Source organism: Neolewinella lacunae, assembly GCF_014349155.1.
GTDB classification, from domain to species: Bacteria; Bacteroidota; Bacteroidia; order Chitinophagales; family Saprospiraceae; genus Neolewinella; species Neolewinella lacunae.
The window spans coordinates 1-21,365 of record NZ_JACSIT010000078.1 but is presented as its reverse complement, the minus strand read 5'-3'; the positions used below and the strand labels follow the sequence as shown (position 1 = coordinate 21,365).

Below are 21,365 nucleotides of genomic sequence, written 5' to 3'. Positions count from 1 at the left end.
AATACGCGCTAGGGCCCACTTCTGCGGCACGGCTTCCGCAACAAGTGCCGCGTCGGCTGTGGGAATAGCCAAAGGTGGGAAGGATAACGTTAAAATTCTGTGCTTCCGTGTCGGGTAGGGCTATCTTTACCGCCGTATACTTGCCCCAAAACCTCAACGACTGATGTTGCGATCCCTTATTTTCTCCTGCTTTTTGCTGTTTTGCTGCTCCCCCTTGGCTTTTGCTCAAGTGGGTAACCCCGCCCGTGCCGATTCTTCCTCTCTGACGATTCAGTTTCAGAATATGGTGAAGGGTTCCAACCGTTACCAGGATTTCCGGGTCATCCGGGAGGCCTACCTGGCTGCCTTTATCAACAACGTGCAGGACTCGCTCTCCGGCTACACCGATACGATTGCTGCGCTGAAACAGGAGATTGCGGACAACGAGCGCCTGATTCTGGAACAATCCAACAACATCACCGAGCGGGAAGAAAAGATCCGCATCCTGGCCGATGAACAGGACAACATGAACCTACTTGGGGTGGGGGTACCTAAGGCAACGTACAGTGTCATCATGTGGACGGCCATTATCCTGCTTCTGGTAGTGGCCCTGTTTGCGCTGGCGCGGATGCGCCTGGCCGTGGCCAGCAGTCAGGAAGCCCGCAGCCACAACGTAAAACTGAGCGATGAGCTAGACAAAAGCAAGAAACAGCGCCTCGAGGTAGAGCAAAAATTGCGGCGCGAACTGCAAGACGAGATCAACCGCCGGAAGTCCGCCGGAAACTGATCCGGCGCCACAGTGGCAGCCCGGCCGAAAGCGGCTCCGGCTTGAAAAAATTAAGAATCCCAACACAATAGAGGGGAGGCCTTGACGGTTTAACTCCCACAGGCGCCGTCATCCCTGCGCAGAATATTACTGCGTTGTATCTTTGCGCCCTCATTTTGGCAACAATCCGGTTTACCTCAGCTTTATGAAATATTTGCTCAAAGCACTTCCCTTCCTCGGCCTGGCGGTTATCCTTTCCTCCTGCGGGCGGAACGACCGCTCGGCGACCACCAATTGGAAAATGAACGACACCAAGTGGGGAGGTTTCGAAACTAAGCAAGACTACGCTGGTCAGGAAACGCCCCCCAACATGGTGCTCATCCCCGGCGGAAACTTTGTGATGGGTTTCACCGAAGAGGACGTTCCTTACGACTGGGACAACATTCCCCGCCGTGTAACGGTCTCTACCTTTTTCATGGACCGGACCGAGATCAGCAATGCTGACTACCTGTTGTACCTGGATTGGACCAACCTGGCCTACGGTGAGTCTTACCCCGAGGTGTACCTGGGGGCCCTGCCCGATACCCTCGTATGGCGGGACGAACTTTCCTACAATGAGCCTTACGTAGAAAACTACCTGCGTCACCCCGCTACCAAAGACCACCCCGTGGTGGGCGTCAGCTGGCGGCAGGCCCGCGAGTACGCCCGTTGGCGGACCGACCGGGTAAACGAGGCCATCCTGATTGACAAAGGCATCCTCAACCCCAACCCCGCTCCGAAGGACGACCAGGTATTCGTTACCGACTCTTACTTCGCTGGCCAGTACACCGGAGACGTGCGCAAAGGAGTTAAAGACTTGCGTACGGGCGGTGACCGCCAGGTACGTAAGGAAGACGGTATGCTCCAGCCGGAGTTCCGCCTCCCCACGGAAGCAGAATGGGAATACGCTGCTTTGGCACTGCCCGGTCTGCAAGCCAACGAAAAAGACGAAAACTACACCGACCGCCGCATTTACCCCTGGTCTGGCAACAGCATGCGTTACCAGCGCCACGACCGCTACCAGGGACAGATGTACGCCAACTTCAAGCGCCGGGGTGGTGACTACATGGGTATTGCCGGCAAGCCCAACGACGGTTCTTCCGTAACGACCGCCGTCACGGAAAACTTCCCGAACGATTTCGGCCTCTACAACATGGCCGGTAACGTCAACGAATGGGTGGAAGACCTTTACCGTCCGCTGACTTCCCAGACGCTTAACGACTTTGAAAACCACGACCTTAACTCCTTCCGCGGTAACGATTTCCGCCAACTGAAGCGTGACCCCGTTGATGGACGTCCGCTGCCCAAAGACAGCCTCGGTCGCCTCCAGTACGAATACGTGGACGACGCTGATGCCGCCGAGCGCGACAACTATAAGAAAGGCCGGGTATTCAATTACCTGGACGGTGACGACCAGAGTGAAGCAGAATACGCCACCAACGAACACACGCTGATCAGTGACAAAGCCCGCGTGTACAAGGGCGGCAGCTGGGCCGACCGTGCCTACTGGCTGAGCCCCGGTACCCGCCGCTTCATGGACGAAGACAAATCCAGCCGTACGGTTGGCTTCCGTTGTGCGATGATTTCCGTGGGTGGAGACTCCTCCGTATCCGGAACGGGCCGCAGTGGCAACCGCTTCGGTGCGGATCCTAAGAAGAGCCGCCGTACCCGCCGCTAAGCTTTGCTGCCCCGCAACCGGCGGGTAAGATGACTGAAAGTCCCCGTTGGCACTGCCAACGGGGACTTCCTATATTTGCCCCATGACTTACACTAGCGACGCTGCGCTTTACGCCATTTACCAGGCCCACCCCCGGGTGCGGATTGACAGCCGGCAGGTGGGGCCGGGTGATTTGTTTGTGGGCCTGACGGGGACGCAGGTGAAGGGGAGCGACTACGCAGCCCAGGCCCTGGCGGCAGGGGCGGCCTACGCGGTAGTGGATGACCCTGCGGCCGTGGTGACGCAGGACAAGCGCTACTTGCTGGTGGAAGATAGCCTGGTGGCGTTGCAGCAGCTGGCCATTGAACACCGGCGAAGGCACCGGATGCCCGTCTTGGCCATCACGGGCAGCAACGGGAAGACCACCACTAAGGAACTGGTGCGGGCGGTGATGTCGCGGCAGTACCGCGTCCACGCTACGCCGGGCAATTACAATAACCACCTTGGGTTGCCTCTGACGGTACTGGCCACGCCGGAGGATACGGAGATGACCATTCTGGAGATGGGGGCCAACCGGCGGGGAGATATTGCCGAGTTGTGTACCCTGGGCCTTCCCACGCACGGTTTGGTGACCAACGTGGGGGAGGCCCACCTGGAGGGCTTTGGCGGCAAGGCTGGCGTAATTGCGGGCAAGGGAGAACTGTACGATTACCTGGCCGCTACCAACGGAGTGGCCTTCGTAAACCGGGATGAATCTCACCTGAGCCAAATGGCCGCCGCATGTACGCGGATCATTGGCTACCAGGTCAGCGAGGCGCCAACGGCGGAGGTGCCGGAGATGGAAATCCAGGTCTTTGCCCTCCATCCGGAAATTGAGGTAGGTTTTTTGAGCGGGGGCGGAGCGTTGCTGCGCTGCCGGGTCCACCTGAGCGGGCAGCACAATTTGCAGAATGTGAAGACGGCCATTGCGGTGGGGAAATACTTCAAGGTACCGGGGCGGGAGATTGTTGCGGCGCTGGAGGCCTACCGTTCGGCCAACCACCGCAGCCAGGCTTTGCAACACCGGAATGTGAACTTTTACTGGGACGCTTACAACGCCAACCCCAGCAGCATGGAAGCGGCCTTAGCGGGTTTTGCGGCCGATTACCGTCCGGAGGCCGCCGTGGCCATTCTCGGCGAAATGCTGGAGTTGGGGGAGGCGGCGGCGGCTGCCCACCGACGCATTGCACTGCGGGCCGGCCAGGCGGCACAAACGGTGATTTTGGTGGGGGAAGGAACGCGGGAAGCCGCCAGAGAATTTGAGCGCCCGTGGTTTGCCAACAGCACGGAACTGGCCAAGTGGTTTTGGGCGCAGGATTGGTCTGGCAAAACAGTGTTCGTAAAAGGAAGCCGGGGGAACCGCCTGGAGCAATTACTGGCCGAGGATAGCCTACCGTAGCGGAACCCGCGCTACCTTCACTTTTTGAAACGAACATTTTCCTTTCGATAAAACTCCCCATTTCCCTTGCTACGCAACGAATTTCAGCAATCGCTTGAGGGGGATGCCCCCCCGGTAGACTGTGGGCCAGAAATCATCGCCCTCTGGTTGATCAGTAAGCGGCACTGGCAGGAGGCCCACGACCTCATTGACGCTACGCCAGGGCGCGACGCGGCCTGGATACACGCACTACTGCACCGCATGGAAGGGGATAAGCCGAACGCGGATTACTGGTACGCCAGGGCTGGCCGGAGCCGCCCGGACCAGACCATTGGGCAGGAGTTGGAGGCTTTGTTGGAGTATTTTTTGGATTAACCTGGGGTCTGCGGTCTTGGGGTGGTCGGGCTGAAGCCGCGACAATACCTTGGGCGACCTTTGGTCGGGAGGAAGGGGTAGTCGGGCTGACGCCCGAAAGGTGGGGTGGTCGGGCTGAAGCCGCGACAATACCTTGGGCGACCTTTGATCGGGAGGAAGGGGTAGTCGGGCCGACGCCCGAAAGGTGGGGTGGTCGGGCTGAAGCCGCGACAATACCTTGGGCGACCTTTGGTCGAGAAGGTGGGATAGTTGGGCTAAAGCCCCGACAATACCTGTTGAAAAAAGACTACCTTGGTCCTTTAATTTGACTTATCGCATGGGCAAGAAGTGGTCCTTTTTTAAAGAGGCGGTGAAGAACATCCGCACTACCGGGGCAATTGCCAGTTCGTCGCCAGCGCTGGCGAAGCGGCTGGTGGCGGCACTCCCGGCTGACCGACCGGTTAACATTGTTGAGTTAGGACCGGGAGACGGCAGCATCACTCACGCCATACTGGAACGGATTCACCCCGGCAGTAAAGTGACTGCGTTTGAAATTAACCCATCCTTCGTAGCGGAGCTGGCCAACATTGGTGATGACCGGCTCGAAGTGTTGGCCGTCGGGGCGGAGCGGCTGACGGAGTACTTCGCGCCCGGCAGCGTTGACTTCGTCATTTCCAGCCTGCCGCTTTCAATGATCCCCCAGGAGGTGAAAGAAGAGATTCTCCGCCAAACGCGCATCGTCCTGGGCGCTACCGGGCAATTCCGGCAGTACCAGTACGCCCTCCAGGATTATAGCCTGTTGAAAGACTACTTCCACCGGGTTTCGGTGAGTTACACCCTGGCAAATTTGCCGCCGGCTTTTGTTTATAGCTGCATGATGGGAGGGTAAGGAGTAAAGGATTAAAGGGGGAAGGGAGTAAAGGGGCAAGGGATTAAAGGGGGAAAGGGGCGCGGCCGCAGGTGCGGAGGTGGAATAAAAGGAGCTGGGGGGAGGAAGTTTTTCCTGGTTGGTTTGGTTGGAAGTGGGGGAGAAGCAGTGATTGGAGGGATCCGCAGCAACTACTTCTGGCTTTGGCTTGTTACATTTGTGAAAATTTCACAACAATGATCATCAGCTTCAGCATCGGTAATTTCAGGTCTTTCCGGGAGGTGCAGACTTTTAACCTCGCCGCTACAAACAAGAAGCCGAGGTACTCTTTTCAAAACGATAGTGTAGTACCGATCGTTGGGGGAATCTCCGGACTAAAAGTGAAAGTAGCCTACGGGGCAAACGGTAGTGGCAAAAGCAACTTGCTAATGGGTCTCGCCACTTTTGTGACGATATGCAAAAAATCAATTTCCGAGAAAAAAATTCTTAAAAAAGTAGTTCCCTTTCTATTGGATGGTGAATCACAGGATAAACCAACTTTCTTCGAATTGGAATTTGATCACGAAGAGGTTGTTTACCGCTACGGTTTCGAAGTCGATCAAGAAAAATTTCATTCCGAGTGGCTATTCGCCCGTTCCGGCGCTGAAGAGAATATGTATTTTGAGCGAGAAGGAAATGACGTGATTTTCAATGACGAAGTTTTTCCGGAAGGCGAGAAAATCAACCAAAGCTTGAATCCTAAAATAGATGCCTTGGACAAGGATGATTTGTTTCTTAGCTTAGGCGTTATACGTAAAAGCAATGTGCTGACCTCTGTTATGGCTGGCATAAGTAAAATTACCGTCGTTGGTGGGGTGATCGATGAACACATTCGCGATCTGGCCCAGGATGCTCTCAAAGACCCGCAAGCAAGAAAATTAACCCTTAAATTTCTTCGCCAAATCGGAATTAAGGTAGATTCCATTATTCATCCTGAACATGAAGATGATCAGGAACTGCTGAAGGAAGCTAAGGCAGATATTGGAGAACTGGGAGAAAGTAAAATCATTTTTGCGCACGCTTATTTTAACAAAAAAAGTAAGCAGAAAGAATTCTATGGTTGGCCCGTGAAAGAAATGGAATCCGCCGGAACCCAACGGTTGGTTTTACTGGCGCCGTTTATCATCTCCGCAATACTTAAAGGAGAGGTATTGGTGATTGATGAGTTTGAAGCGCGTTTACACACTACACTATCGCGCGCAATTATTGAAATGTTCATTGAGCCGGACAGTAATCCTAATCACGCCCAGTTGATTGTTGCCACGCATGATACCAACCTGCTTTCTTCTAATCTCTTGAGGAGGGATCAGGTAGCCTTTGTACAGAGAAATGAAGAGGGCGCGTCTGAAATTTTCAGCCTTTCGGACATTAAGTACGTACGCAATGATGCCAGCCACGAGAAGGATTACCTGAGCGGGCTTTATGAAGCGGTGCCAAACATTGAGCGTTTAATTGTTTCGGAATAATGGCGCGGAGTAGAAAACCTTCCGGAAAATCCCGAGCGACCCGACTCAACCCGCCGCAAAGAAACAGCCCGGAGGTGTTTTACTTGGTGGGAGAAGGAGAGAATACCGAGAAGTTTTACTTCGAATCCTTTAGTGTTCCAGGCGTGCTGAAGGTTGATTACAAGCACTACAAACTTTCTACCCGACAGTTGGTGGAAAAAGCCATTGCTAATTCCGAAGGGAAAAGTTACACTGAGGTCTGGGTAGTTTTCGATCTTGACTATAACCCCGCCCGTGGTGATGAGCAGTACGCCGAATTCGCTGACGCGATTCAGTACGCCAAAAAGCATGGTGTCAAAGTGGCCTATTCCATTGATTCTTTCGAGATTTGGTTTCGCCTCCACTACGAAAACGTAACCACTCGAATTGCCCGTCAACAACTGTATGCTGATCTGTCCCAACGCTGGGAAACGGATTACGAGCAATTTGGCAAAGAAGCGGCTTCCGCACTGGATATCGCCAACCGATTGGAAGAAGACCCTAGCGCCAGCCGTGAAGAGGCCATAAACCGTGCCAAAAGCCTACATGATGAATACCAGGACTATCCATATAAAGATCAGCCTTCCATTACCACCGTTTACCGTTTGGTGCATAATCTGATTACCCGGGAGAAGAAGGAGAGGTATGAGTAAGTAAAAGTGACTCGTCCTGGGTTGGGTTGGCGGGAGGCGGACGGGCATTGCTCTTCAAGACTTCCCCTGGCACCTGCGGCCGCGCCCGGCAGGAAATACGGCACCGCAAAACTGGCGCTGGGTGGCTGGGGCAAACATTTCGGGATGGGCCGTGGCTGCATTGCGGCGTACCGCCTATCTTCGCGCACATGGCAAAATCCAAGGACAAGGGCGACGGCAAGGTAACGCCGCTGATGAAACAGTACCAGCAGGTGAAGGCCAAGCACCCGGATAGCCTGCTGCTTTTCCGCGTGGGGGATTTCTACGAGACCTTCGGCGAAGACGCCATCAAGACGGCCCAGACCCTGGGGATTATCCAGACGAGCCGCAACAACGGCGGCAGCGACGTAGAGCTGGCGGGTTTCCCCTACCACAGTCTGGACACCTACCTGCCCCGGCTGGTGAAGGCGGGCTACCGCGTGGCCATCTGTGAACAGCTGGAGAAACCCTCGAAGGAGAAAAAGATCGTCCGCCGGGGCGTCACCGAAATCGTCACGCCGGGCCTGGCGGTGGACGATAAACTGCTGGAGCACAAGACGAACAACTTCCTGGCCTGCGTCACTTACGCGGGCGGCAAGCGCGACCAGTATGGCCTGAGTCTGCTGGACATCAGTACGGGGGAATTTCTGGTAGCCGAAGGCCCGGCGGACTACACCGATAAGCTCCTGCAAAGCTTCCAGCCCAAGGAAGTGCTGCTGAGCAAAGACCGCAAAAAAGACTTTCTCGAGCGCTTCGGCGACCGCTTTTACCTCACCCCGCGTGACGAGTGGATTTTTACCGAAGATTACACGCAGGAAAAGCTCCTGCGGCAATTCCAGGCCATCAGCCTGAAGGGCTTTGGCATTGAAAAATTGCTGCTGGGACAGATTGCCGCCGGAGCCATACTGCACTACCTGGAAACTACGGAAAACCGCAACCTCCAGCACATCACGCGCATCAATCGCCTGGCCAACGACCGTTACGTCTGGCTCGACCGCTTCACGATCCGCAACCTGGAGCTGCTGTACAGTCCGCACGACAACGGCGTGCCGCTGGTGGAGGTGCTGGACCACACCGTCACCCCCATGGGTGGCCGTCTGCTGCGCAAATGGGTGGTGTTGCCCTTGCTCGACGCTGAAGCCATCCGCGCCCGGCATACGGTGGTGCGGGCCCTGGTGGAGCGGCCGGCGCTGTTGCAGGACCTCGACGAAAGGCTCCGCGTCATTGGCGATCTGGAGCGCCTGATTTCCAAAGTCCCGCTGGGCAAGGTCAATCCCCGGGAAGTAAGGTCGCTCCGCGCTGCCCTCAGCGCGCTGGGCCCCATCCGGCGGCTGCTGGCCGAGTCGGCTAACCCCGTGCTGGCCGACATGGCGGAGCGCCTGGATGACTTGCCGGCCGTGGGGGCGGAAATTGACCGCCGCCTGCAGGAATCGCCGGCCGTCAACCTCAACAAGGGGGGCGTCATCGCCGATGGCTTCGACGCTGAGTTGGACGACCTGCGCGACATCACCCGCAACGGCAAGGGCCGTCTGGCCGATATCCAGCGCCGCGAAGCCGAGCGGACGGGCATCAGCAGCCTCAAGATTGGCTTCAATAACGTCTTTGGCTACTACCTGGAGGTGACCAACAAATACAAAGACCAGGCTCCGGCCGACTGGACGCGCAAGCAAACCCTCACCAACGGCGAGCGCTACATCACCGAGGAACTCAAAATCCTGGAGGACAAAATCCTCAACGCCGAAGACAAAATCCTCCAGCGCGAGGAAGCGCTTTACGAAGACCTCATCGTGTGGTTGCAAGACTACATTTCGCCGGTGCAGCAGAACGCGGCCTTGATCGGCAAGCTGGACTGTCTGCTTTCCTTCGCCAAGATCGCCAACCGCAACCGCTACGTGATGCCGGAGCTGGACGATTCCAAGGACATTGAAATCATCCAGGGCCGCCACCCGGTCATTGAACGGCAGCTGGCGGTAGGGGAGCAGTACGTGCCCAACGACGTGCACCTGGACCCCGAAGACCAGCAAATCATCATGATTACCGGTCCGAACATGGCGGGTAAATCGGCGCTGCTGCGGCAGACGGCCCTGATATGCCTGATGGCGCAGATGGGGAGTTTTGTGCCGGCGGAGCGGGCGCGGCTGGGGCTCATTGACCGGGTGTTCACCCGCGTGGGGGCCAGCGACAACATCAGCAGCGGCGAATCGACCTTCATGGTGGAGATGAACGAGACGGCCTCGATCATGAACAACGTGACCGACCGCAGCCTGGTCTTGCTCGACGAAATTGGCCGCGGCACGAGTACGTTTGATGGCATCAGCATCGCCTGGGCCATTGCGGAATACCTGCACAGCAACGGGCAGGCGCGGCCCAAGACGTTGTTTGCCACCCACTACCACGAACTCAATGAGTTGGCGGACCGCCATCCGCGCATCCGCAATTATTCGATAGCCATCAAGGAGCACGGCAACCGGATCATCTTTTTGCGGCGGCTCGTTCCCGGCGGCAGTCAGCACAGTTTCGGCATCCACGTAGCGCGTATGGCGGGTATGCCGCCGGAGATCATTACCCGGGCCACGGATATTCTGGCGCAGTTGGAATCACAGCACATTGATGCCGATGGGCGCGCGGCCGCAGGTGCGGAGTTGCGGGATAAGGAGCAAGGCCAGGCGGGCCCTCAGGCGAAACCCGTTGCGGCCCGGCAATTTTCCCAGCCCGCACCCCAGCTGTCCATTTTCGAAACGGTGGACCCTACGGCGGGCCGCATCAAAGCGGCGCTGGAGGAATTGAACCTCAACAATATGACGCCGATTGAGTGTATGATGAAGCTGAATGAATTGCGGAGGATGTTGGAGGGGTAGGGGGTGATCGTCTTTGCGCAGTCCTGATGTAACGAAAACGAGGGGAGGAATCCCCTCGCTGCGCTGGGCGGATCTTTGGGTCTGGGTGGAAGGTTTTGCATTAGGGAGGTAAATTGTCGGAGCGGGTTTTGGCGCTTTCGAAGAGAACAACCAGGAGGTGCGAGCCCATGCTGCGTGTTTTAACGCCATAAATTGTCGCTTGGCTTGCCAAATTCACGGAATAGCCCAGAATAGGGAGGTACGCCCTATATTTACTTTAAGAAAACACCCTGCTCATGTTAAAGCGACCTATTTGCGCCTTCACTTTCTTTGCCCTTTTTGCTTTGAGTTGTTTGTTTCCGGCTACGGGCAATGCGCAGTTCGCGAATCCCGAGTTTCGGGATTGGGTGCTGATCGATACGGCTCAACCCTACCTTGGTCTCGTGATGTGGGAGACTTCCAACCACAATGACTTCTTCGGCTTTAATAACGTCTCGGTAGAAAGACTGATTGAAGGCGAGCAATACTACGCCAAAATAGAAAGCAAGCAGCGGGCTTATGATGCGAGTATTGAGGGATGGATAGCGCAGACGATTGCCACGCGGGATTTGGACCGAATTGATTACCGCTCCCGCTGCGATAGTCTGGCGGGGTTGGGCTACTGCCTGGTGGAAATCCGGGCGGGGATCGAAGACGAGGTGCTTTTTTCGGATACTATTCGGACTACCGACCAAGAATTTCAGCAGCGCAGCATTACCATCTTGCCGGAGTGGCGGGAGCGGTATCCGGAGTTTAGGGTAGAGTTTGAGGCTTTTGGCTACGTATTTGCCTTAGTGCCGGAGATGATGGCTTATTCCGTTTTTCTACTGGATAAGGTGGAGGCCAGTTACATCAGCAACCTCGCCTCGGTGTCTCGGGTGGCCGAGCAGTTGAAGGTTTACCCTAATCCGGCCACTGACGTGGTTCGATTGGATTTGCCCGTTGATTTTACTGCCCCGACGGTTGAAATTTATTCCGTACTGGGTAATTTAGTGGCCAGCTACGCCAATTCAGGATCTACTTTGTCTTTAGCCCAACTTCCTAGAGGAATGTACCTCATTTCCGTGCGGGATGCTGGTCGGGTAATGATGGGGAAGGTGGTTTTGGAGGGAGGGGGCTGATTGGTAATTTGACTTACAGCGTCCAAGCCGGGACGAACAAGTTAAACAGCATAAGCGACGCAGTACCCGCCGCAGGAAAGGCCTTTGGGTTTAAGGCAGGCACGGGCACGTTTGAGCATACTGGTTTTAGCGGGGTGAATGCCCTGTTTGATGGAGGCGTAGTAGGATAAAAGATTAACATTTAATAGTCAAACTATACAGGTGAATGATGGTTTTCGTTTTGACTCAGGAGGATCAACTATACTTAGAGTCAACCGCCACGTTAGACCCATTTTCACCTTTCTAAAGTCAGTGCCTTATGATTCGACTGTTGACCCCGATGGTTTATGGCTGTTTCCTACTACTTAGTGTTTTAGGTTGCCAGAAGGAAGAGGCGGGGACCTTGCGGGTGACGGTTACCAATCCAGACGGACGGGTAGAAGGTGTAATGATTTCGCTGGACCCTGGTGGGCAATCGATGCTAACGGATACCACTGGAATGGTTGAATTCGTCGATATTAGCCCTCTCGATTACCTCGTCGAAGCCAGCCACCCTGAATTTGGCATGGCAACGGGTTTGGTTTCCGTCAAAGATGAGGAGACATCCGATTTTTATTTTTTTCTGGAGGGGAGGGTAAACCGCCCTCCGGAAATCGAATTGGTGCATCCTACTAATATCGATAACGCGATATTTCGCAATGGTGAAGATGTATACTTCTTCGGTAATGTCCAAGATGATCGGGATGAGGCTTCCGCCTTGTCGGTACGCTGGACAAGTAGCTTAGACGGGGAGCTTTCAACAGAACGGGCAGAGCCTGATGGTACTTCTACTTTTCTGCGAGATGATCTTACCGTAGGCGAGCATTTGATCCGGTTTGAGGTAACAGATACTGAGGGTCGTGTTGCTACGGATAGTGTGACTATTCAGGTAGTACCGATGCTCCAGTTTCCTACCATTGTTTCGGTTGAGCAAATCGGCACTGACCTGAAGATCACTTGGGAAGAGTGGGAGCGGCCGGGTGACTTCGAATACCAGCTCTGGAGGTACCGAGAGGGGGAGACCCTAGAAGATTTGCTTTTTTCTTCTTCTGAACGGTCTGCTAACACGTACATAGACAGTGACTTTCCTTTTAATAAAGAGATGCGTTATTTTTTGGTTGTCAATTTCCCCTCTCATGCCAGTGAAATAAGTGAATTAGTCTCCGGGAGAGTGGATTTGCCAGCGATCACCCTTCAAAACACAGTTGTAGCCCTCACCGCTGATGCACGACGGCCCTACCTATATGCATTGGACCAAACCAGCAATCAATTACTTTTTATCAACACAAATTCCCTGGCGGTAGAAAGTGCCTTATTCGTTGGGGCTAACCCGCAAGACCTCAGTCTTGATTTGACGGGAGATACGCTTTATGCAGTTGCCGAGGGAAGTAACCAGATTGCGGTAGTCGATCTTATCAATCGGCAAATTAGCCATTATTTACCCTTGCCGCAGGCAATTACTAGTGGCGGGCGAATTGAGTACTTGGCTGGCGGTTATCTGGCCGTGGGTGCAGCGCCTTTTGTTGTCTCTGATCTCTTTCTATTAAGGGCTTCGGATGGCCTTTTATTGGATGTTACTCAAGTCAACTACTTTGGCCTACATGCCAATTTGGAGCGCAACGCGCTTTTTACGTACCAAACTAATAGTTCAGCTAGCGAATTGGTACGTTTTGTCATTAGCCCCAACCAGCAGTGGCAAATTACCGCCAGGCAAATTGCCGAAGACTTTGGCAGTAAACGGCTTTCGCTAAGTACCGATGGAAGGGTAGTGATGTACCATACGGCTAAATACCGAGCTACGGATTTGACGTTGTTAGGGCGAGCCAGCGAACAACTTCACGCAACTAACCGCGATGGTAGTCGGGCACTCGGAGCCGAATGGATTTGGGATATGGAAAACTTTATCCCTCTTGGGCCTTCTCGTATCGGTGTGGACTTTACTGCATACGATGCAGCCAACAATCGCCTCTTTTCGCACGAAATGTTTTCCAACCTTATCCTGGTTAGCCCTTTTTAATCGTTCTGCTATGAAAATATCTCTTTATTATGGCTTGCCAGTGCTGCTGGTGATATTGTTAGGCTCCACTTGCGAAAAAGTAGAGATGATACTTACTGGTTCAGCAGAGATAACGGTGACCAATCCCAATGGTCCGCTTACGGGTGTTGTTGTTACCATTACTCCTGCTGTGGAAGGTGTAGGGGCTCAGGTTACCGATGCAAACGGGATTGTTCGATTTCGCGATATCCCGACTGGAGATTATTTATTTGTTGCTAAAGATACTGTCTTTGGAACAATGTCTGTAGCGTTCACCATAAACGATCACCCAGTATTTCGCGGAGAGATCAAATTTAGAGAGGGGAATAACCCGCCCGATCTGGAAATTAATTCATTTAATGAGAACTTTGCTTCTATATTTTTGCTGGGAGACTCAATAACAGTAGGGTTTTTAATCAGAGATGAGGACCAGCCGATGGGCATACCTTGGAGTCTAACAATCACCAGTAGTCTTGATGGGGTAGTTTTTCAAGGGCCGACAGGTTTTTTTGCCAGTGATTTAAGATTTGCACTTACTTCGCTGGGCAGGCACGAGCTTACCTTCAAAATTACAGATGATACGGATCTCTCTGATAGTGACAGGGGCTTAGTCGATGTAGTGCCTGTGCCCGATACCCCGGTACTGATACTTGCTCAAGCGAGCTTGACAGGCACAGTAATCGAATGGGAAAGCAGGGACAGCACCCAATTCATTCGTTACGTAGTTACCCGTATTTATGAGGATACGGGAGAGGAGATGGACATTGCTTTCTTGCCTTTTTCGGAGCGTACTTTTACCGATACTGAGGCTATAGTTGGTAGGGAGGCGAAATACCGGATTACAAAACAACTAGAATCCCGAAACTTGGTGTCAGATGATTTGGTTGCAGAATTTCAGTATCCCACAGTTAATGTTGGCGGTAAGCTAGGGGGCCTTATAGCCGACCCTACGCGTTCTTTTCTATATGCGCTTGATCAGCAGAATGAGCGCTTACTTTTTATCGATGTGGATGCAGGAGCGGTAACGCATAGCCTGCCCCTTAATGGCAAACCGGTGTCCTTCCATCTGAATACTTCGGCTGACCGGCTTTATGTGCTTATCGAAGGACAACAAGTAGTAGAAGTATTTGACCTAGAGCGTCAGATGGCTCTGCGTACTATTGAGATTGAATTGCCTTCTGACGATTCACATAATCATTCTTCAGGTCTGGTGGAGGTCGGTATGGGCAATCTGGTATATTTTACTGATGATTTTCCAGGTATGCTGCGGTTATACAGTGGAACTTCTGGTGAGTTATTGAGTGAAATACCCATTGGTCGATATCCCACGGCTACCTATCACGCGGCCAGTGGCTTGCTTTACGTAGGGAGCGATGAGCCTTTTGGCGGCACACTACAGCGCTACTTTGCAGCGGATGGACTACTTACCATGGAGACCAGCATTACGAATCTCTTCCACGCCTTTTATTACCGTATCCTTATTTCTGCGGACGGTGCATGCCTTTTTCACGGAAGACAGAAACGACTAACATCGTCCCTCAACAGCTTAGCGGGTTCTTTCAATGACTACCTCCTTGCCATCTCTGACGACGGCCAATTGGCGGCTGGTTCCACGTCTATTTTTAACGCTACTGATTTTACCTTTCTGCGTAGCCTGCCTCACCATTTACAATTCGGAGCTTTCCCCAGTGGCAGCCAACAATTTTACGCTTATTTCGAGACAACGGACAACTTGGTGATCATAGAATGACGGAGGTGAAATACAGGAATGAGGATTTGGTATCATATTTTCGGCATTGAGATTAGCCTGACTGGGTTCGAAGGGGAGCATACGGAAGGACTGTAGTTATCCCCCTAATGTGGTGCGCGACGGCGGAAGGACCCTAATGGGTAAGGTGATGTTGGAATAAGATTAGGGCTTCCCTTGCTTTCAGCGTGGCGTACCTCGCACCTGCGGCCGCGCCCAAAAAATACAAAAGCAAGGACCCTAAGGCTCCTTCCCCTACCTTTGTCCTTCGGCAACTGCGTTGGTTGCCGATGCGCTTAAAAATCCGTTCCTATGCCAGATACCTTGAAAACTTGCCCCGGTTGCGGCTCCCCCTACGCCTACGCCCTGGAAAACGACACGTTCGCCTGCCCGGAATGTGACCTGGTGTGGTCGGCCCCGCAAGAAGAAGCAGCGGACGTGCCGACCGGCTTGGTTGTCAAAGACGCCTACGACAACGTGCTGCAAAACGGCGATACGGTGCTGGTGATCAAAAACCTTCCCGTAAAAGGCCACCCTAAACCCATCAAGGTGGGCACCAAGGTGAAAAACATCCGCCTGACGGACGGCGACCACAACATCGATTGCAAAATCGAGGGCTACGGAGCGATGGCGCTTAAATCTGAATTTGTGAAGAAGGTGTAGCAAAGCGTTGGCAGCGAGGGGCTTGGAGCTGATTTGCCTTACTGATTAGCCGCAGGGACCTTGCAGGAAACAATACAAAGACGCTACGCGGAATGTCTCGGCAACGTCAGGCGAATGTTCAAAGAACAGGGTATGCCGCCACGCAAAAAGCCCTCCTCTCGCCCGGCAATAACTGTTATCTTAGCCGCATGACAGCAGCTGCTCACTACGCTGGAATGAATCGGCGCGGGACCACCGGAACCCCGCTCAACAGCGTAACCGACGCTTCCCCCGCCGCCGGCAAAGCCTTCGGCTTCCAACCAGGCACGGGCACCTTTGGCTACGACGCCAACGGGAATTTGCGCACCGATCCCTACAAAGGCATCACAACCCCGATCACTTACAACTATTTGAACCTGCCGCAAACCATCAACTACGGCGGAGGAAAGTCGCTGACAATGGTTTATGACGCGACGGGCACTAAACTGCGGACCACCGCTGCCGGGCCATTGCCAGCGGATAATTATATCCACGACTACGCAGGTGGCATCGAGTACCGTAAAGGATTGCTGGAAGCGATTTACCACGAAGAAGGGCGCGTGACCCCAAAATCCGGCGGCGGATGGCAGTATGAGTACTCGATCCGTGACCACCTGGGAAATACCCGACTGACTTTCGCCGACCTGAACGGCGACAGCAAAATAGACGTGACGAATACCAGCACTAACGAGGTGCTGCAGGAGAACCATTATTACCCCTTCGGCTTAGCGCAGCACTACAGCTGGATGAATGCTGCTGGGGCGGAGGATGTGCGGTATAAGTTTAATGGGATTGAGCGGGTGGAGGAATTGGGCTGGGAGATGGCTCCGTTTCGGAGTTATGATGGGGCTTTGGGGCGGTGGATGCAGGTGGATCCAAAGGCTGAGGCATTCACATGGGCTTCGCCATATAATTCAATGTTAAATAATCCAATCACTAATGTTGATCCTTTGGGAGATACAACTCGAGTATACGACACTCAAGGTGTTTTAGTCAATGTGATAAATGATTCCCACGTAAATGAAGATCATTTTATAGAAGATGGCACTTCCGATTTTGTAGCTTATTTAGCAAGTGCAATTGGAATTGACGCAGATGATGCGAATAGTATGGGAAGTTTATATCGAGCATCATCATCTTATTTTATTGGTACTCAAACAAGAAGACAGATGGGCGAAGTCGTAAATACAGCAGAATCTGAAAATAAAGAAAGGGCATTTGCATTGGTGCTTGGCGAAGGGTCGAAACAACTCCAAGCAGTTGACATAGGCGACAGAAATCGGTCAGCAAATAGTTTTGATATGCCAGCTGCGTATTCTTTGAAACAGAGTTTCCCAGGAATCGTTATGACTGGCCACGTGCATCCAATGAAAGGAGCAGATAACCTTAGTATTTCTAGAGATAATGTATACAGAATCCATCAACCGTCATCGCTTTTAGGAGGATATGGTGTAGACTATGATAAAACTTTACACAGTAAGGGTTTTGATCGTAGTCAGCCGTTGTTGATAGGTTCTGTACATGGTTACAGTATTTACTCAAGTACTAGAATGAATCCAAAAACTTTAGCAACCGAAATACCTAACGGAGTTGGGCAAGTTATAAACTGGCTTGGCCATAGAATACCTAGATAACAAAATGAGAAAACAATATATTTTTTACTTCATTATTACTCTAATATCGTTAGGGTGCCCGAGTAATGAATCAAAAGATGAAGAACCATCAGAGGCCGAGCTCGCACGAGCGAGAGAAATTTATGGCTGGTCATTAAATGGTGAAGACATGCTTGAAAACAGCCCAGTGGACAAGATTCGACTATCTATAAGTAGACCACTAGGTCTTAATGGTAATATATTTACCATATCAAAGTTTTCAACTCATTTTCTGGTTTGTCAAAAGGAAATTAGTGGTGGCCCCTTGAAGAAGGATTTTACCGAAAATTGCAGAGCCGTGGATTTTGAAGATTATAATACAATATGGGAGTCCTCATTAAGATTAGCACAAGAAAAAAAGGATGATTTGTACCCTGGGGCAATGAATGACTACCCACATGCAACGGTTGAGTTTTTTTTAAAAGAATCGGGACTCACACGGGTAGAAACTGGTATCTGTGAGACAATAATATGGCCAGTTTCTTTAGCGGAGATGATTTCTTCTGGGTCATTTAAAATAGCATTGCCACCCTGCCCCCCCTTGCCCCAATGAGTAGTTACACGCGGTATTCGTCTTGGGTAACCGTCCGGCCAACCCCATCTTGCCAGCTTTCAGCGCCCGCCGGAACTTCGCAGGAACCAATGCGAAGGCGCCATGTGTAATACCCCTGCCGATATCTGGCGAATTTTGAAGGACTAACCCCCGCCGCCACGCAAAAAGCCCTCCTCCCGCCCGGCAATAACTGTTATCTTAGCCGCATGACAGCAGCTGCCCACTTCGCTGGAATAATCAAGCGTTGTTCTACCGGAACCCCGCTCAACAGCGTAACCGACGCTTCCCCCGCCGCCGGCAAAGCCTTCGGCTTCCAACCAGGCACGGGCACCTTCGGCTACGACGCCAACGGGAATTTGAGCACCGATCCCTACAAAGGCATCACGACCCCGATCACTTACAACTATTTGAACCTGCCGCAAACGATCAACTACAGCGGCGGAAAGTCGCTGACGATGGTTTACGACGCGACGGGCACTAAACTGCGGACCACCGCTGCCGGGCCATTGCCAGCGGATAATTATGTCCACGACTACGAAGGCGGCATCGAATACCGCAAAGGATTGCTGGAAGCGATTTACCACGAAGAAGGGCGCGTGACCCCAAAATCCGGCGGCGGATGGCAGTACGAATACGCCATTCGCGACCACCTGGGGAATACCCGACTCACCTTCGCCGACCTGAACGGCGACAACAAAATAGACGTGACGAACACGAGCAGCAACGAGGTGCTACAGGAGAACCATTATTACCCCTTCGGCCTGGCGCAAAACTACAGTTGGATGAATGCTGCTGGGGCGGAGGATGTGCGGTATAAGTTTAATGGGAAGGAATTGAATGAGGAGTTGGGGTTGATGGATTATGGGGCGAGGTGGTATGATCCGACGGTGGGGAGATGGGGGCAGGTGGATCCAGCAGCCGCAAGTTTCAACTCTGTTTCCCCATATAATTATGGTCTTAATAACCCAATCAACGTTATTGATCCTGATGGAGCATATTCAATAACACTGACAGGCCAAGCTGCACAGGACTTCTTTGCTAATCTTCAGAATAGTATGAATGAAGAGCAACCTGTCAAAAGTGGAGCAACTACAATTGACAATCTAATATCCGATCTTGAAGGGAATGGGGTAACTAGCCTTAAAGGGATGCAAGATTATTTCAAGCTTTCGACCTTTCAGAGGAAGTTTGCGACTAATAGTGACCGACGAGATGGTACTGGTGCTAGCTGGCTTTACATATATACAGAAGGAGCAGGCTGGATCGATATCTCGCATTTTATTAACTCTGGTTTAAGTTCTATATACCCTGGAACGTTTTTGGGAGAAGTTGTGGAAGGCTATCAGGCATTGGTGGGAAACCCGAGTACCTATAGCTACGAAGATCTCCAATCAAATCTTCAAGGCGAGCTTTTTGCCAAGAAATTTGGCCATCTAGAAGGTGCGGAATTTCTTGCTGCTTTGAAAGACTGGTTTACCGGCTTATATGCTACTACCCCTGATAATGCCCCAAATTGGAGCAACGTTCCTCCTACCGAAGTGGCTGGATATGACGGTTATGGAGACAATGGAAATGGCGGCAATTCAGGTAAAGGGGTACCTACAGTGCGCGGCTATATACCAATATTTGCTCCTAGATACAGTGAATTGGCAGGGCAATACAAAAGGCAAGTACCAAATTTTTCTCCACTACCCGTTGGGTTTCCACGCGGAAAATAAGCTAGTATGTTCCAAAAAAAAATTTCTTTGTGGTTTTATTTTTTGACGGTTTTGATTCTTTTAGCTCCCTACGGGGTGGAAGTTTATAGGCGTATAGCTTTTGAAATAGAGCTAAAAAAAATTTATAAAAAGTGCCCTGATTTCTATACCGGTATGAGGCTAATCGATTTTTACGAAGTGACAGGTAATTACGTTAAGCCGACGGTAAAAATTGAACTCAGCAGAAGCGACTCTTCGTATCATCACTACATTCATTACCCTCCACTTATGGGGAAAGAGCTATACTATAAATTTGAATTTGACCCCTTTACTAATAAATTGATACAGCCCGGTCTCCCGGGAAGCTGTCCAAAATTATAATTCTCCTTCATTTAGAGCTTGTCCAAATTTTTACTTCTTGATAACCAAGCACTTACGAACCTAGCGTCACAAAAAATGGCTTACGTAATTCACTATGCGCGCAATTTTTTGTCTAGCCAGAACCGTAAGTCATTGATTATCAGTTCTTAAAAATTTTAGACAAGCTCTTAGATATGTAAGTTTCGTGACAAGTATCGTTTAACCATCAGACATGGGCAAAAGCGGGTAGCTAGACTATATTTCTTGTTCAGTGCCATCAAACCGTAACCATAGCTATCGACCAATCCCAGCCCCTTCACCGAAGGCCAAATGCATTGCTTCCCCAGCACATCTAGCCAATCTTCAAATCCAATAAATCCTAATTCAGACAAGATAGCAGCGGCAACCAGCCGTCTGGCCTGTTTTGTTAAGATTTGAAGTTGGAAGAACTACCAGCCAAGTGGTCTGGCCTTTTCTAGGGAGGTTCAGTTCTGCGGATTCGCTGGTTTGGACTGCGCCAAAACCAAGCCCTCCATCCGCCCCGCAAAAACCATTATCTTAGCCGCATGACCGCAACTACCCACATCGCTGGAATGAATGCGCTTGGGACCACCGGAACTCGCCTCGCCAGCGTAACCGACGCTTCCCCCATCGCCGGAAAAGCCTTCGGGGATGTAATTTTAAGAGCAGAAGGCTTGTTTATTCCTAATACTGCTCCCGAAGAATATATGTATTTGAAGAATCTATTTGGGTTTTAAAAACATTAAAAAATATTGCGGTGTATCAATAGTAATGGTGAGCCATCAAGTTTCGCTGCCAGAGGAAGTAGCCAATGGCCGCCACATGGTTCTCTAGCTTCTTCGAGAAAGCGACACTGCGCCGAACCAATCTACTTACCCTTGCTCTGACGCCCGTAAAATAACCTTCAATGAAAAAAGTAAGCGCCTTACTCGGATGATGCTGGTCACTTGGTATCGTCTGGTAGTATGCCTCCCAGTAATCGGTAGCAAACTGGCAGTGATCTCTTAACCGTTGCGGGAGCTTATCTAGCATTTTTTCGGCGTCCGCTTTGCCTCGACCTCCAACATGAAAGGCCAAAACCTGCTTGATCGCTGGGCAATAGACTACCCAAATCCAACGCTTGTTTTTCTTGCAGCCGACGAAAGACCACATCTCATCTAATTGAATTTCAACGGATTGTAGCTCTTCATCACTCAGATTCTCTAGGAGCTCGTAATCTACTCCCAAATTGTCCGGCGTTTGCTCCCAGATTGAAGCCGCAAAGTTCATCAGCCAAGTCATGCTCACTTCCATGGAACGACAAATTCCACGTAAGCTTACCCTTTCGCTA

The 21,365-nt window shown here is 51.9% G+C and carries 18 protein-coding genes; 17 read left to right on the top strand and 1 reads right to left on the bottom strand.

The window, feature by feature from the left end:
- Positions 1-163: 163 nt before the first annotated feature.
- The 17 genes from H9S92_RS06460 (at position 164) to H9S92_RS06380 (ending at position 20,772) form a co-directional block, all read left to right on the top strand.
- A complete protein-coding gene (locus tag H9S92_RS06460; RefSeq protein WP_187465894.1) occupies positions 164-766 on the top strand; it encodes a hypothetical protein in 603 nt (200 codons plus the stop codon).
- Between the two features lie 184 nt (positions 767-950).
- Entirely contained in the window at positions 951-2,462 is a 1,512-nt protein-coding gene (locus tag H9S92_RS06455; RefSeq protein WP_187465893.1) for an SUMF1/EgtB/PvdO family nonheme iron enzyme, read from the top strand.
- An 82-nt stretch (positions 2,463-2,544) separates the two neighbouring features.
- Positions 2,545-3,879 carry a UDP-N-acetylmuramoyl-tripeptide--D-alanyl-D-alanine ligase gene (locus H9S92_RS06450; protein ID WP_187465892.1) on the top strand — a complete coding sequence of 445 codons (1,335 nt, stop codon included), beginning with the start codon at positions 2,545-2,547 and terminating at the stop codon, positions 3,877-3,879.
- Positions 3,880-3,945: 66 nt separating this feature from the next.
- On the top strand, positions 3,946-4,233 hold the full coding sequence (locus H9S92_RS06445; protein ID WP_187465891.1) for a hypothetical protein: 288 nt from the start codon (positions 3,946-3,948) through the stop codon (positions 4,231-4,233).
- A gap of 304 nt (positions 4,234-4,537) precedes the next feature.
- On the top strand, positions 4,538-5,101 hold the full coding sequence (locus H9S92_RS06440; protein ID WP_187465890.1) for a class I SAM-dependent methyltransferase: 564 nt from the start codon (positions 4,538-4,540) through the stop codon (positions 5,099-5,101).
- A gap of 215 nt (positions 5,102-5,316) precedes the next feature.
- Positions 5,317-6,585: an AAA family ATPase gene (locus H9S92_RS06435; protein WP_187465889.1), complete on the top strand. Its 1,269-nt coding sequence runs from the start codon at positions 5,317-5,319 to the stop codon at positions 6,583-6,585.
- 74 nt (positions 6,586-6,659) lie between these two features.
- Positions 6,660-7,256 (top strand): RloB family protein, encoded by a 597-nt coding sequence (locus H9S92_RS06430; protein ID WP_187465888.1) that lies wholly within the window; start codon positions 6,660-6,662, stop codon positions 7,254-7,256.
- A 188-nt stretch (positions 7,257-7,444) separates the two neighbouring features.
- The gene (mutS, locus tag H9S92_RS06425; RefSeq protein WP_187465887.1) at positions 7,445-10,132 is read left to right on the top strand and encodes a DNA mismatch repair protein MutS; all 2,688 of its coding nucleotides are present in this window, start codon (positions 7,445-7,447) and stop codon (positions 10,130-10,132) included.
- 275 nt (positions 10,133-10,407) lie between these two features.
- The gene (locus H9S92_RS06420; RefSeq protein ID WP_187465886.1) at positions 10,408-11,271 is read left to right on the top strand and encodes a T9SS type A sorting domain-containing protein; all 864 of its coding nucleotides are present in this window, start codon (positions 10,408-10,410) and stop codon (positions 11,269-11,271) included.
- Between the two features lie 298 nt (positions 11,272-11,569).
- Positions 11,570-13,306: a YncE family protein gene (locus tag H9S92_RS06415; RefSeq protein ID WP_187465885.1), complete on the top strand. Its 1,737-nt coding sequence runs from the start codon at positions 11,570-11,572 to the stop codon at positions 13,304-13,306.
- A gap of 10 nt (positions 13,307-13,316) precedes the next feature.
- Positions 13,317-15,074: a hypothetical protein gene (locus H9S92_RS06410; protein WP_187465884.1), complete on the top strand. Its 1,758-nt coding sequence runs from the start codon at positions 13,317-13,319 to the stop codon at positions 15,072-15,074.
- Positions 15,075-15,383: 309 nt separating this feature from the next.
- On the top strand, positions 15,384-15,734 hold the full coding sequence (locus H9S92_RS06405) for a zinc ribbon domain-containing protein YjdM (protein WP_187465883.1): 351 nt from the start codon (positions 15,384-15,386) through the stop codon (positions 15,732-15,734).
- Positions 15,735-15,826: 92 nt separating this feature from the next.
- Complete coding sequence (locus H9S92_RS06400; protein ID WP_187465882.1) at positions 15,827-17,386, top strand: RHS repeat domain-containing protein; 1,560 nt, start codon at positions 15,827-15,829, stop codon at positions 17,384-17,386.
- A gap of 4 nt (positions 17,387-17,390) precedes the next feature.
- Complete coding sequence (locus H9S92_RS06395; RefSeq protein WP_187465881.1) at positions 17,391-17,957, top strand: hypothetical protein; 567 nt, start codon at positions 17,391-17,393, stop codon at positions 17,955-17,957.
- A 206-nt stretch (positions 17,958-18,163) separates the two neighbouring features.
- Positions 18,164-19,675, top strand: a complete 1,512-nt coding sequence (locus H9S92_RS06390; RefSeq protein WP_187465880.1) for an RHS repeat-associated core domain-containing protein — start codon at positions 18,164-18,166, stop codon at positions 19,673-19,675.
- Between the two features lie 6 nt (positions 19,676-19,681).
- A complete protein-coding gene (locus tag H9S92_RS06385) occupies positions 19,682-20,035 on the top strand; it encodes a hypothetical protein (RefSeq protein WP_187465879.1) in 354 nt (117 codons plus the stop codon).
- 545 nt (positions 20,036-20,580) lie between these two features.
- Positions 20,581-20,772, top strand: a complete 192-nt coding sequence (locus H9S92_RS06380) for a hypothetical protein (RefSeq protein WP_187465878.1) — start codon at positions 20,581-20,583, stop codon at positions 20,770-20,772.
- A 25-nt stretch (positions 20,773-20,797) separates the two neighbouring features.
- Here H9S92_RS06380 and H9S92_RS06375 read toward each other — a convergent pair.
- Positions 20,798-21,365 (bottom strand): IS1 family transposase (locus H9S92_RS06375; RefSeq protein ID WP_187465300.1); only part of this gene is annotated, 568 nt, incomplete at its 5' end.